Origin of the sequence: Streptomyces sp. GDS52 (genome assembly GCF_052246875.1) — a bacterium.
GTDB classification, from domain to species: Bacteria; Actinomycetota; Actinomycetes; order Streptomycetales; family Streptomycetaceae; genus Streptomyces; species Streptomyces cathayae.
Genome location: NZ_CM125966.1, coordinates 2,042,098 through 2,056,009, shown reverse-complemented (window position 1 = coordinate 2,056,009; position 13,912 = coordinate 2,042,098). Strand labels below are relative to the sequence as shown.

Below are 13,912 nucleotides of genomic sequence, written 5' to 3'. Positions count from 1 at the left end.
TCATACCCCGCTCGCGCCCCACAGGTTCCCGATCACGCGGGTCCGAACCGCCGATCACCGCGCGGTCCGGGCTCGGCCCCTGCCCCAGTCCGGTTTCAGCCCCTGCCCCAGACCTGCCTCAGTCCCACGATCCCTGTGCCGCGGGCAGTGCCGCGATCTCCGCCAGGTCGGTCTCCGTCAGGCGCAGCTCCGCCGCCCCGGCGTTCTCGGCGACCCACCGCTCCCGCTTGGCGCCCGGCACCGGGACCACCTGCCCGCCCAGGGACAACACCCAGGCCAGGGCCACCTGCGCCGGGGTGACGTCCGCGCCGTGCCGGCGGGCGATACGGCGCAGGCCGACCACGATCGGCTGGTTCGCGGCCATCATCTCGGCCGTGAAGCGCGGGTGCCGGGCGCGCAGGTCGTCCGCCTCGAATCCCTCCCCCGGCGTCAGCGTGCCGGTCAGGAAGCCGTTGCCGAGCGGCATCGCGGCCAGGAAACCCACGCCGCGTGCCCCGCACCACGGCAACAGCGCCTCCACCGCCTCCGGCGACCACACCGACAGTTCCGCCTGCACCGCGCTCACCGGGAAGACCTGCTGCACCCGCTCCAACTGCCGGATCGTCATGTCATGCAGCCGCGCCCCCGGCCGCCGCGCCGACCGCGCGCCGACCGCGCAGAGCCCCAACGCCCGTACCTTTCCGGCCTGGACGAGTTCGGCCATCGCGCCCCAGGTCTCCTCGACCGGCACCTCCGGGTCCGCGCGGTGCAGCTGGTAGAGGTCGATGACGTCCGTCTGGAGCCGCCGCAGGGACGCGTCACAGGCTCTTCTCACGTACCCGGGGCGGCCGTTGGCCACGATGTGCTGATCGCCCACCAGCAGACCGACCTTCGTCGACACGAAGGCGTCACCGCGCCGCTGCCTCAACACCCGCCCCAGCAGCAGCTCGTTGGTGAACGGGCCGTACATGTCGGCCGTGTCCAGCAGCGTCGAACCCAGGTCGAGTGCCCGGTGCACCGCCCTGAGCGAGTCCTCGCCGCGCTGCCGCGAGGTGCTGTAGGCCCAGCTCATCGGCATGCACCCGAGTCCGACGGCCCCCACCGCGAGTGCCGTCGCGCCGATCGTCCTGCGCTCCACCTGGTCGTGACCCTCCCTCTCCCGGCCACCAACCTAACCTCTGCCGCCGTACGCCCCTGACATAGCCTCCTGGCCATGACTGCTGACGTATGGCTTCCCCTTCCGCCGGACGAGATCGAGGGCCTTCCCGAGGGGCCCGCGTACCGCTTCTGGGACGGCGACGAGGACTTCCCCGCCGATCCGGCCGACTGCGTGTTCTACGTCGTGCCGTACATGAAGCCCAGCGAGGTCGGGGTGCGCCCGCTGCCGCTGATGAGCTCCGTCCGGGTCGTGCAGACCCTGTCCGCCGGCATCGACCACGTGCAGCCGGGTCTGCGGCACCTGCGCCCCGGTGTGCGGCTGTGCAACGCGCGCGGTGTGCACGAGGCGAGCACGGCGGAGCTGACGCTCGCCCTGATCCTGGCCTCGCTGCGCGGCCTGCCCGATTTCGTGCGGGCGCAGGACAAGGGGGAGTGGCTCGGGGGGTTCCGGCCCGCGCTCGCCGACCGGAGCGTGCTCATCGTGGGGTACGGGTCGATCGGCGCGGCGATCGAGGACCGGCTCGCTCCGTTCGAGCTCGCGCGGGTGGCGCGCGTTGCGCGCTCCGAGCGCACCACGGCGCGCGGCCCGGTGCACCCGTTCACCGAACTGCCCTCGCTGCTGCCGGAGGCGGACGTCGTCGTCCTCGCCACCCCGCTGACCGACTCCACCCGGCACCTCGTGGACGCCGGCTTCCTGGCCCGGATGAAGGACGGCGCCCTGCTCGTGAACATGGCGCGAGGGCCCGTCGTCGACACCTCGGCCCTGCTCACCGAGGTGCAGAGCGGCCGCATCACCGCGGCCCTCGACGTCACCGATCCCGAGCCCCTCCCCGCGGAGCACCCCCTGTGGCGGACGCCGGGCGTCCTCATCAGCCCGCACGCCGGCGGGCCCACCTCCGCCTTCCGGCCGCGTGCCGAGCGGTTGCTGGTGGACCAGTTGAACCGTTTCCTGAACCAGGAGGAGCTCCGGAACGTGATCCTGGTGACGGGGGCGGCAAGCACGTAGTCCACTTCGAGTACGGTCCGCTACCGTTCGGATGCGATGAGTGCCCGCGCACCAAGTGATCGTTACGGAGCGTAGAGAAGCTATGTCCCTGAGTGACGATACTGGTGTATCGTCCCGACAGGGGCTGCGCCGCTGACCGATCGGCGCGGGGGTTTGACATTGCGGACTGTGAGGGGGGCGACGGGCGATGCACGGCCTATGGACGAGCGATCCGACGCGACGGAGCCACCGTCGGCGACCCTGGCGCACGACTGCGCGCAGCCGGGGGCGCCGCGGCGAGTGGCCGCTTTGCCCCGAGCCCCGCAACCCGGAGGGCGCGGGGGTGTCGCGGTACCCGAGGGACGTGGAGGCAGCGCGGACCGGGAGGGACCGGTGAGCGCGCCGGCCTCCACGTCCACGCTCGAGGAAGCGGTGCGGGCACAGTCCGCCCCCGGAGCGGCACCGGCCCGTCCGGCGGCCGTGGACCGCCGGACGGGTCTGGTCCCGCAACTCGTCCTGGCCTTCGTCTGCGCGGCCTATGCCATCGGGGCCGCGCTCGGTTGGGGATCGGACCGGCTCGCTCTGATCATGGGTGACTTCGGGCTGAGCGCGGCCGCGGCCGCGGCGGCCGTTTCCTGCTTCCTCCACGCGCGCGGCCGCCGTGTCGGCTTCCGGCCCGCCTGGATGCTGTTCGGCATCTCCTCCGCCATGGCGTCCCTGGGCAACCTGGTCTGGGGGTGGTACGAGGTCGTTCTCGGCGTTCCCGTGCCCAGCCCCAGCTACGCGGACCTGTTCTTCCTGTGCTTCGCGCCCCCCGCCATCGTCGGACTGCTGGTGCTCGCCAAACGGCCCGTGACCAAGGCCGGCTGGGTCTGTCTCGGGCTGGACGCCTGGCTGATCGGCGGCTCCCTGCTCACCCTCGCCTGGAGCCTCGCGCTCGCCCAGGCCGCGCAGGCCGGCGGTGAGGACGTGGCGCGTACCGCGCTGTCCCTGGCCTATCCGCTGCTCGACATCGCCCTGGTCAGCATGGTGCTCGCCCTGCACTTCCGGCGGTCGGCGGTGAACCGCTCCGCGGTCAACACCGCGATCGGCGCGCTCGCGCTCACCGTGATGTGCGACGCCGTGTTCACCTCCCCGCTGCTGCACGACACCTACCGCTCGGGGCAACTGCTCGACGCGGGCTGGTTCGCCGGCTCGCTGCTCCTGGCGTACGCCCCCTGGACCGGACCGAGGAGCGACCGGTCCGAGGACGAGGGGCACCCGCGCGTGGTGCACGAGCACCTGCCCGGCCAGCGCGGCGGACCCGACCACCATCTCCCCGGGCCCGGCCACCACCATCTCCCCGGGCCCGGTGGTGAGCGCGGCCGTTATCCGGTCTCCCGGCCCATAGCCGGTTCCCTCGCCGCGCTCACCCCGTACCTCGCCGCGGCCGTGTGCACCCTGGGCATCCTCTACACCGTCCTCAACGGCCGCAGCGTCGACCGCGTGGTCCTGCTCACCGGTGGCACCGTGGTCCTCGCACTCGTCGTGCGCCAGGGCATCATGCTGCTCGACAACCTCACCCTCACCCAGGAACTGGCGCACAAGGAGAACCACTTCCGCTCCCTGGTGCAGGGCTCCAGCGACGTCATCATGATCGCCGCGCCCAGCGGCATGCTCCGCTACGTCTCCCCGGCCGCCGCCGGGGTGTACGGCCGTCCCGCGGAGGAGCTGGTGGGTACGGAACTGGCCCAGCTCATCCACCCGGAGGACCTGGGCTGCGTCGTGCACGAGGTGCGCCGTTTCCTCGCCGCCAGCCCCGTGGAGGAGCCCACCACGCGCATCGAGTGCCGTTTCCGCTCCGGCGGTGGGGGCACCTCCCGCTCAGGGGGGTCCTCCCGCTCGGGCGAAGCCGAGAGCGGGGGAGGCTGGCTGAACGTGGAGTCGACCGTCAACCGGCATTACGGCGGTCTCATCTTCAACAGCCGGGACGTCACCGAGAGAGTGCGCCTGCAGGCGCAGCTCCAGCACAACGCCGAACACGACCCGCTGACCGACCTGCCCAACCGCTCCCTGTTCACCCGGCGCGTCCAGCAGGCCCTGTCCGGCCGCCGGGCCTCCGACCGGGGTGCCGCCCTCAGGGGCACGGCCGTGCTCTTCATCGACCTCGACGGCTTCAAGGCGGTCAACGACACCATCGGCCACCAGGCCGGGGACGAGCTGCTCATCCACGCCGCCCGCAGACTCCGGGACGCGGTCCGCAAGGGCGACACCGCCTCCCGGCTGGGCGGCGACGAGTTCGCCGCCCTGATCGTGGGCGACGGTGCCCGTGACCGGGAGGCCCGCGAGCGGCACATCCTGGAGCTCGCCGACCGTCTCAGAGTGACCCTGTCCCAGCCCTACCTCATCGACGGCAACGATGTCCGGGTCAACGCCTCCATCGGTGTCGCCTTCGCCGAACCGGCCCTCGGCGCGGGTGAACTGCTGCGCAACGCGGACCTCGCCATGTACCGGGCCAAAGCCGGCGGCAAGGGCCGGGTGGAGCTGTACCGGCCGCAGATGCAGCAGGACGTCGTCCGCAGGGCGGAGCTGGCCACCCGGCTGCGCGCCGCGCTGCACCACGGGGAGTTCGCGCTGCTGCACCAGCCGGTGGTGTCCCTGGAGGACGGCAGGATCACCTCGGTCTGCGCGCAGGCGCGCTGGCGTTCCGCGCAGGGTGTGCTGTTCACCCCCGCGGAGTTCCTGCGCGTCGCCGAGGACAGCGAGAAGACCGCCGAGCTGGACCGCTGGCTGCTGGAGGAGGCGGTCGAACAGGCCGCCGAACGGCAGGCGACGGGGGTGTCGGTGCCCGTGACCGTCCGGCTCGGTGCCCGTCGGCTGCTGGACCGCTCGCTGCCGCTCAGCTCGATCGAGGCCCTGCTCACCCGGTACGGACTGCCCTCCGGCTCGCTGGTCGTCGAGGTGGCCGAAACCGACCCGCGGGTCTGCCTGGACGAGCTGGAGCGCCGCCTGGCCGCCCTCAGGCGCGTCGGCGTCCGCATCGCCCTGGACGGCTTCGGCGACGGCTACGCGGCGATCACCGCTCTCCGGCGGCTCCCCGTGGACGTGCTCAAACTCGACCGCAGCCTGGTCGAGGGCGTGGTCGAGTCCGCGCGGCTGCACAAGATCACCAGCGGGCTGCTGCGGATCGCCGGCGACCTCGGGATGCAGTCCGTGGCCGACGGGGTGGACCTGCCCGAGCAGGTCGTCGCCCTCCGCGCGATGGGGTGCACGCACGGGCAGGGTGTGGCCTTCTCCGGACCCCTGGACGAGTACCGGCTGCGCAGGGCGCTCGGCGCCGGCCGCTGTCCGATGCCGCACGGACCGGCCGAGCCCGTGTTCGCGGGCGGCGGCTCCGGCGGGTACGCGTCGGGGGTGGCCACCATGCTCAGAGGTGGCACGGCTCTGCGCTCACATGGTGAGACGCCTGTCCCACCCACTTGACAGTCGATGCACGCCGGGGGGAGGGTCAATGCCATGCGCACCCGAATTCTCGTACTTGGAAAGCGCGTCGGCTGACGCTGAGCAACGACTGCTCGGCGCCCCCGCCCGGCGCGCTCCCCTCGCTTGCCTTCTGGCACGAGGGGTTTTTTGTTGCACCAGCACCTGCCGCACCGCCCGCACACACCGCACAAACCTCGCAAGAACCCTCAGCATCGAGAAGAGAAGCCGATGACCGAGCAGGCCACCGGGGCCCATCCGCAGCCGCGGCCCCGATCCGGAGGACAGCAGTCCGCCCCCGAGAGCGTCACGGGCGCGCAGTCCCTCATTCGCTCTCTCGAGGAGGTCGGCGCCGACACGGTATTCGGCATCCCCGGCGGTGCGATCCTTCCCGCCTACGACCCGCTGATGGACTCCACCCGGGTGCGTCACGTCCTGGTCCGGCACGAGCAGGGCGCCGGCCACGCGGCCACGGGGTACGCGCAGGCCACCGGCAAGGTGGGCGTCTGCATGGCGACCTCGGGCCCCGGTGCCACCAACCTGGTCACCCCGATCGCCGACGCGCACATGGACTCCGTGCCGCTGGTCGCGATCACCGGCCAGGTCGCCTCCAAGGCGATCGGCACGGACGCCTTCCAGGAAGCGGACATCGTCGGCATCACCATGCCGATCACCAAGCACAACTTCCTGGTCACCAGGGCCGAGGACATCCCCCGGGTGATCGCGCAGGCCTTCCACATCGCCTCCACCGGCCGCCCCGGCCCGGTGCTGGTGGACATCGCCAAGGACGCCCTCCAGGCGAAGACCACCTTCTCCTGGCCGCCCATCATGGACCTGCCCGGCTACCGGCCCGTCACCAAGCCGCACGCCAAGCAGATCCGTGAGGCGGCCAAGCTGATCACCGCCGCGAAGCGGCCGGTCCTCTACGTCGGCGGGGGCGTCATCAAGGCCCGCGCCACGGCCGAGCTGAAGGTCCTCGCGGAACTCACCGGTGCTCCCGTCACCACCACCCTGATGGGACTCGGCGCATTCCCCGACAGCCACCCGCTGCACGTGGGAATGCCGGGCATGCACGGTTCGGTCACCGCCGTCACCGCGCTGCAGAAGGCCGACCTGATCGTCGCCCTCGGAGCCCGCTTCGACGACCGCGTCACCGGCAAGCTGGACAGTTTCGCCCCGTACGCCAAGATCGTGCACGCCGACATCGACCCGGCCGAGATCGGCAAGAACCGCGCCGCCGACGTGCCGATCGTCGGTGACGCCCGCGAGGTCCTCGCCGACCTCGTCCAGGCCGTCCAGAAGGAGCACGCCGAGGAGCACTGGGGCGAGGCCGCCAGGTCGAAGTACGCGGCCTGGTGGAAGGACCTGAGCCGCTGGCGCGACACCTACCCGCTGGGCTACGACCAGCCCGAGGACGGTTCGCTCTCCCCGCAGCAGGTCATCGAGCGCATCGGACAGCTGGCGCCCGAGGGCACGATCTTCACCGCGGGCGTCGGCCAGCACCAGATGTGGGCCGCGCACTTCATCCAGTACGAGAAGCCCGCCACCTGGCTGAACTCCGGCGGCGCCGGAACCATGGGCTACGCCGTCCCGGCGGCCATGGGCGCCAAGGCCGGACAGCCCGGCCGGGCCGTCTGGGCGATCGACGGCGACGGCTGCTTCCAGATGACCAACCAGGAACTCACCACCTGCGCCCTGAACAACATCCCGATCAAGGTCGCCGTCATCAACAACGGCGCTCTCGGGATGGTCCGCCAGTGGCAGACCCTGTTCTACAACCAGCGGTACTCCAACACCGTGCTGGGCTCCGGCCCCGTCGAGACGAACGGCGCCCCCACCGGCCTGAACGGCGGCTCCGCCGTGGGACCGGCCACGCAGCGGAGCGCCGGCACCCGCGTCCCCGACTTCGTCAAGCTGTCGGAGGCCATGGGCTGCCACGCGATCCGCTGCGAGGACCCGGCGGACCTCGACAAGGTCATCGAGGAGGCGAACTCGATCAACGACCGCCCGGTCGTCATCGACTTCATCGTCCACCAGGACGCCATGGTGTGGCCGATGGTCGCCGCCGGCACCTCCAACGACGAGATCATGGCCGCCCGCGACGTCCGACCCGACTTCGGCGACAACGAAGACGACTGAGCGAGAGAGACCCAAGAGATCATGTCCAAGCACACGCTCTCCGTCCTGGTGGAGAACACCCCCGGCATCCTGGCCCGGATCGCCGCGCTGTTCTCCCGCCGCGGCTTCAACATCGACTCGCTCGCCGTCGGTGTCACCGAGCACCCCGACATCTCCCGTATCACCATCGTGGTGAGCGTCGAGGAGTTCCCGCTGGAGCAGGTGACCAAGCAGCTCAACAAGCTCGTCAACGTGCTGAAGATCGTCGAACTCGAGCCGGCCCAGGCCGTTCAGCGCGAGCTCGTTCTGGTGAAGGTGCGCGCCGACAACGAGACGCGTTCCCAGATCGTCGAGATCGTCCAGCTGTTCCGCGCCAAGACGGTGGACGTCTCCCCGGAGGCCGTCACCATCGAGGCCACCGGCAGCAGCGACAAACTGTCCGCCATGCTCAAGATGCTGGAACCGTTCGGCATCAAGGAGCTGGTCCAGTCCGGGACGATCGCGATCGGGCGCGGTGCCCGTTCGATCACCGACCGGTCGCTGCGCGCTCTCGACCGATCGGCGTAAGACGGACCGGGCGGTCGGCGACACTCCCGGCCGCCCGTATTCCGAGACTCCAAAACTTCCCGCCCCCTCGCCGTCATACGGTGGGACGCGACACCCGCACACAAGGAGAGAACCCAAAGTGGCCGAGCTGTTCTACGACGCCGACGCCGACCTGTCCATCATCCAGGGCCGCAAGGTCGCGGTCATCGGTTACGGCAGCCAGGGCCACGCCCACGCCCTGTCGCTGCGCGACTCCGGCGTCGACGTGCGCGTCGGTCTGCACGAGGGCTCCACGTCCAAGGCCAAGGCCGAGGAGCAGGGCCTGCGCGTGGTGACCCCGTCCGAGGCCGCGGCCGAGGCCGACGTCATCATGATCCTCGTCCCGGACCCGATCCAGGCCCAGGTCTACGAGGAGCACATCAAGGGCAACCTGAAGGACGGCGACGCCCTGTTCTTCGGTCACGGCCTGAACATCCGCTACGGCTTCATCAAGCCGCCGGCCGGCGTGGACGTCTGCATGGTCGCCCCCAAGGGCCCGGGCCACCTGGTGCGCCGCCAGTACGAGGAGGGCCGCGGCGTTCCCTGCATCGCGGCCGTCGAGCAGGACGCCACGGGCAACGCCTTCGCGCTGGCCCTGTCGTACGCCAAGGGCATCGGCGGCACCCGCGCCGGCGTCATCAAGACCACCTTCACCGAGGAGACCGAGACCGACCTGTTCGGTGAGCAGGCCGTCCTGTGCGGTGGCACCGCGGCGCTGGTCAAGGCGGGCTTCGAGACCCTGACCGAGGCGGGCTACCAGCCGGAGATCGCCTACTTCGAGTGCCTGCACGAGCTGAAGCTGATCGTCGACCTCATGTACGAGGGCGGCCTGGAGAAGATGCGCTGGTCGATCTCCGAGACCGCCGAGTGGGGCGACTACGTCACCGGCCCGCGGATCATCACCGACGCCACCAAGGCCGAGATGAGGAAGGTCCTCGCCGAGATCCAGGACGGCACCTTCGCCCAGCAGTGGATGGACGAGTACCACGGCGGTCTGAAGAAGTACAACGAGTACAAGAAGCAGGACTCCGAGCACCTCCTGGAGACCACCGGCAAGGAGCTGCGCAAGCTCATGAGCTGGGTCGACGAAGACGCGTGAGCCGAGCACTCCGCGACGGTGCCGCGCCCGGGCCGCCCCGGCCCCGCCGGCGCCGTCGCGGAGGCTTCGCCCCACACCCCCGTATCTCCCACGCCACAGGGGCTGGATTCTTCGCCGACAGGCCTGCCCGGCCACTTCCGGATGATCCTTTTGCGGTGACGCAGGACGGGGCCCCGGCGCCACTACACTGCTGAGACATACGCGTCAGGCCCACAGCGTCGTGCGTCTTCCACGCGGCTGAGCGACACCGAGGAATGCAGGCCACCCCGGCGCCGCTCCCCTCCACCGCATGCGGCCGTCGGGACGGCCGTCCTCCCTCGTGGCGCCACCCGTGCACGGGTGGTAGCCCCCATGGACATGTGAGGACTCACGTGAGCTCGAAACCTGTCGTACTCATCGCCGAAGAACTGTCGCCCGCGACCGTGGACGCGCTCGGCCCGGACTTCGAGATCCGCCACTGCAACGGCGCGGACCGGGCGGAGCTCCTGCCCGCCATCGCCGACGTGGACGCGATCCTGATCCGCTCCGCCACCAAGGTCGACGCCGAGGCCATCGCCGCCGCGAAGAAGCTCAAGGTCGTCGCGCGGGCCGGAGTCGGCCTGGACAACGTCGACGTCTCCGCCGCCACCAAGGCGGGCGTGATGGTGGTCAACGCCCCCACCTCGAACATCGTGACCGCCGCGGAACTCGCCTGCGGACTGATCGTCGCCACCGCGCGCAACATCCCGCAGGCCAACGCCGCGCTGAAGAACCACGAGTGGAAGCGCAGCAAGTACACGGGCGTCGAGCTCGCCGAGAAGACCCTCGGCGTCGTGGGTCTGGGGCGGATCGGCGCCCTCGTCGCGCAGCGCATGTCCGCCTTCGGCATGAAGATCGTCGCCTACGACCCCTATGTGCAGCCCGCGCGGGCCGCGCAGATGGGGGTGAAGGTGCTGACGCTGGACGAGCTGCTCGAGGTCTCCGACTTCATCACCGTCCACCTGCCCAAGACCCCCGAGACGCTCGGCCTGATCGGCGACGAGGCGCTGCGCAAGGTCAAGCCGAGCGTGCGCGTCATCAACGCCGCGCGCGGCGGCATCGTCGATGAGGAGGCGCTGTACGCGGCGCTCAAGGAGGGCCGCGTCGCCGGCGCGGGCCTCGACGTGTACGCGAAGGAGCCGTGCACGGACTCCCCGCTGTTCGAGTTCGACCAGGTCGTCTGCACCCCGCACCTCGGTGCCTCCACCGACGAGGCCCAGGAGAAGGCCGGCATCGCCGTCGCCCGTTCGGTGCGCCTCGCGCTCGCCGGTGAGCTGGTCCCGGACGCGGTGAACGTGCAGGGCGGGGTCATCGCCGAGGACGTCAAGCCGGGCCTGCCGCTCGCCGAGCGCCTCGGCCGGATCTTCACCGCGCTCGCCGGTGAGGTCGCGGTCCGCCTCGACGTCGAGGTGTACGGCGAGATCACCCAGCACGACGTGAAGGTGCTGGAGCTCTCGGCGCTCAAGGGCGTCTTCGAGGACGTCGTCGACGAGACGGTGTCCTATGTGAACGCGCCCCTGTTCGCCCAGGAGCGGGGCGTCGAGGTGCGGCTGACCACCAGCTCCGAGTCGGCCGACCACCGCAACGTGGTCACCGTGCGCGGCACCCTCGCCGACGGCGAGGAGATCGCGGTCTCCGGCACGCTGGCCGGGCACAAGAACGTCCAGAAGATCGTCGCGGTCGGCGACTACGACGTGGACCTCGCGCTCGCCGACCACATGGTTGTCCTGCGCTACGAGGACCGTCCGGGTGTCGTCGGCACCGTGGGCCGCATCCTGGGCGAGGCGGGCATCAACATCGCCGGCATGCAGGTCGCCCGTGCGACGGTCGGCGGCGAGGCGCTCGCCGTGCTGACGGTCGACGACACGGTGTCCCCCGCGGTGCTGGGTGAGCTCTCGGCGGAGATCGGGGCGACGTCGGCCCGGTCGGTGGAGCTGGTCTGATCCCGCCGTCCCCGGGAGCCCCGCCCCCGGGCCCCCGTCCGGACTGAAAGGCGCCGGGCGGCCGAGAACCGTCTCGGCTGCCCGGCGCCTTACCCGTCCTGCCCGTCTTTCCTGTCTTTTTCGTCGGCCGGGAGAGCAAGGCCGTCCCCGGCGCCGACGCGGCTCCCGGTGATCAGATCACAGGCGGTGCGCCTTCAGCGCCATGTGCAGCAGGAGCCGGTCCTCGCCGTCGTCCAGGTCGAGGCCGGTCAGCTGCTCGATGCGGGACAGGCGGTAGTACAGGGTCTGACGGTGGACGCCCAGCTCGCCGGCCGTGCGGCCGGCCCGGCCCGCGCAGTCGAGGTAGGTCTCGGCGGTGCGGGCGAGTTCCCGGTGCGCCGGGGCGAGCAGCGGGCCGACGACGGGGTCGTGGGCGGCCCGCGCGGGGAGTGCGGTCAGGAGCCGGTAGGGGCCGATCGAGGTCCACCGGGCCGCCGGGCCGAACCGGGGCTCGGCCAGGGCGGCGCGGGCCGCCGCCGACGCCTCGCCCCAGGCGACGTCGAGTTCGGCGAGGCCGGCGCGGGGCGCGGCGATCCCGGCGGCCACGGCGGGACCGGAACGGCCGCCCGAGCCCTCCCGCGCGCCGACCGCCCCGCCCCGGGGCCCGGAGCCGCTGCCGTGCGCCCGCTCCAGGAGCCGCGAGGCGGCCGCCGTCGCCGGGGCCAGCACGTCGGACGCGCGCAGCCGCAGCAGCAGCGCCAGCGACACGTCCGCGGCCCCCCACGGCAGGGTGCACAGCGCCGTCGCGCCCGGCACCGTACGGACCGACGGGGCGTCGTCGGGATCGGCGGAGGGCCACGGGGCCACACAGACCATGACGTGCGGGCCGTCGGCGCGGCCACCGAGGGCGGTACGGAGTTCGGCGACCGCCATGCCGCGCTGCCAGTCGCGTTCCGCACCGAGGACGGCCCGCAGCTCGCGGGTCAGGTCCGCGCCGTGCTGCGCCTCGTCGGCGAGCAGCGCCCCGATCCGGGCCGCCACTCCCATGGCCGCGCTCAGCTGCACCTCGGAGGGGCCCGGGTCGTAGTCCAGCAGCCAGACATAGCCGAGGACGACACCCTTGTGGCGTACCGGCAGGCAGATGCGTCCGCGGTGCACACCCGCCTCCGGGGTGCGCGGGATGCGCACCGGACCGGTCGCGCGGGTGATGCCGAAACCCTCGAACCAGGTGCGGACGGCGACCGTCGAACGGCGGGTCAGGATCGAGCGGGTGCGCACCGGGTCCAGCGCGGACGGATCGAGGTCGCCCTCGCTGTCGTACGCCCCGAACGCGATCAGCTCGAAGTCGCGGTTCTCCAGGGTCGCCGGAGCGCCCAGCAGCTCCGAGATCTCGTCCACCAGCTCCTGGTAGTCGCCCCTGCGTTCCGACGTCACCCCCGCATTGTCCCGCAGAACCGCGCGGCCTTCATACACCTGTCTGAGATCGGCGGCGCGGATGCGTGACAGCTGTCGATGGCCCACGCTCGGAGGAATCCCTAGGTTTCACGGTGGTTCTCCGTGCCGTACCCGAAACGTCGGGTGACGGCCGTTTCGCAGCTTGTGGAGGTGCCCCGTGCTGGGTCCCGTGATTCTCGCCGCGTCGCGCAGCGACCGGATGCGACGCCTGGTCTCGGCGGCCCCGGTGACCAAGCAGGTCGTCGACCGCTTCATCCCCGGTGAGACCGTCGACGAGGTCCTGCCGATCGTCCGGGAACTCACCGGCAGCGGCCTGGAACTGACCATGGACGTCGTCGGCGAGGACATCACCACCCCCGAGCAGGCCGCCGCCGCACGCGACGCGTACCTGGAGCTGATCGACCGGCTGGGGCCGCTGGCGCTCGGCACCCGCGCCGAGATGTCGGTGAAGCTGTCGATGTTCGGCCAGGCGCTCCCCGGCGGCCACGAACGGGCGCTCGCCAACGTCCGCCCGGTCGTCGAGGCCGCCGCCGCGATCGGCACCACCGTCACCCTCGACGCCGAGGACCACACCACCCTCGACTCGATGTTCGCCATCCACGAGGAGCTGCGGAAGGACTTCCCGCAGACCGGCTGCGTCATCCAGGCCTACCTCTTCCGCACCGAGGCCGACGCGCGCCGCCTCGCCGCCGACGGCAGCCGCGTACGGTTGGTGAAGGGCGCCTACAAGGAACCCGCCGAGGTCGCCCACCAGCAGAAGCACGAGATCGACAAGGCGTACGTGCGCATCCTGCGGACGCTGATGGAGGGCGAGGGGTACCCGATGATCGGGTCCCACGATCCTCGTCTGATCTCCATCACCCAGGAACTCGCCCGCACCGCCGGACGCAAGATCGGCGAGTACGAGTTCCAGATGCTCTACGGCATCCGCGGCGACGAGCACCTGCGCCTGGCCGCCGAAGGCCACCGCATGCGGGTCTACACGGCCTACGGCACCGACTGGTACGGCTACTTCATGCGCCGTCTGGCGGAGAAGCCGGCGAACCTGCGCTTCTTCCTGCGCTCGATGGTCAGCAAGGGCTGAGCCCGAGCGGCACCGCTCACCCACTCACCGCTCAAGTCAAGGAGTACGCA

Annotated in this window: 9 protein-coding genes; 7 read left to right on the top strand and 2 right to left on the bottom strand. The window is 71.4% G+C overall.

What is annotated here, in order from left to right; genetic code table 11:
• Window positions 1-118 precede the first annotated feature (118 nt).
• Window positions 119-1,117 carry an aldo/keto reductase gene (locus ACTWJ9_RS09175; protein WP_279333730.1) on the bottom strand — a complete coding sequence of 333 codons (999 nt, stop codon included), beginning with the start codon at window positions 1,115-1,117 and terminating at the stop codon, window positions 119-121.
• 75 nt (window positions 1,118-1,192) lie between these two features.
• Between ACTWJ9_RS09175 and ACTWJ9_RS09170 the strand changes: the two genes are divergently transcribed.
• From ACTWJ9_RS09170 to serA, 6 genes are all read left to right on the top strand, one after another.
• A complete protein-coding gene (locus tag ACTWJ9_RS09170; protein ID WP_279333728.1) occupies window positions 1,193-2,143 on the top strand; it encodes a 2-hydroxyacid dehydrogenase in 951 nt (316 codons plus the stop codon).
• A 372-nt stretch (window positions 2,144-2,515) separates the two neighbouring features.
• Complete coding sequence (locus ACTWJ9_RS09165; protein WP_279333727.1) at window positions 2,516-5,584, top strand: putative bifunctional diguanylate cyclase/phosphodiesterase; 3,069 nt, start codon at window positions 2,516-2,518, stop codon at window positions 5,582-5,584.
• A gap of 228 nt (window positions 5,585-5,812) precedes the next feature.
• The gene (locus tag ACTWJ9_RS09160) at window positions 5,813-7,720 is read left to right on the top strand and encodes an acetolactate synthase large subunit (RefSeq protein WP_387036386.1); all 1,908 of its coding nucleotides are present in this window, start codon (window positions 5,813-5,815) and stop codon (window positions 7,718-7,720) included.
• A gap of 21 nt (window positions 7,721-7,741) precedes the next feature.
• A complete protein-coding gene (gene ilvN, locus ACTWJ9_RS09155; RefSeq protein WP_279333725.1) occupies window positions 7,742-8,266 on the top strand; it encodes an acetolactate synthase small subunit in 525 nt (174 codons plus the stop codon).
• Between the two features lie 118 nt (window positions 8,267-8,384).
• Entirely contained in the window at window positions 8,385-9,383 is a 999-nt protein-coding gene (gene ilvC / locus ACTWJ9_RS09150) for a ketol-acid reductoisomerase (protein ID WP_279333724.1), read from the top strand.
• A 371-nt stretch (window positions 9,384-9,754) separates the two neighbouring features.
• Window positions 9,755-11,344: a phosphoglycerate dehydrogenase gene (serA, locus tag ACTWJ9_RS09145; protein WP_279333723.1), complete on the top strand. Its 1,590-nt coding sequence runs from the start codon at window positions 9,755-9,757 to the stop codon at window positions 11,342-11,344.
• A 177-nt stretch (window positions 11,345-11,521) separates the two neighbouring features.
• Here serA and ACTWJ9_RS09140 read toward each other — a convergent pair whose 3' ends face one another.
• The gene (locus ACTWJ9_RS09140) at window positions 11,522-12,757 is read right to left on the bottom strand and encodes a PucR family transcriptional regulator (protein ID WP_279333722.1); all 1,236 of its coding nucleotides are present in this window, start codon (window positions 12,755-12,757) and stop codon (window positions 11,522-11,524) included.
• Between the two features lie 178 nt (window positions 12,758-12,935).
• Here ACTWJ9_RS09140 and ACTWJ9_RS09135 point away from each other — a divergent pair, with 178 nt between their 5' ends.
• Window positions 12,936-13,862 carry a proline dehydrogenase family protein gene (locus ACTWJ9_RS09135; RefSeq protein WP_279333721.1) on the top strand — a complete coding sequence of 309 codons (927 nt, stop codon included), beginning with the start codon at window positions 12,936-12,938 and terminating at the stop codon, window positions 13,860-13,862.
• The last annotated feature ends 50 nt before the right edge of the window (window positions 13,863-13,912 follow it).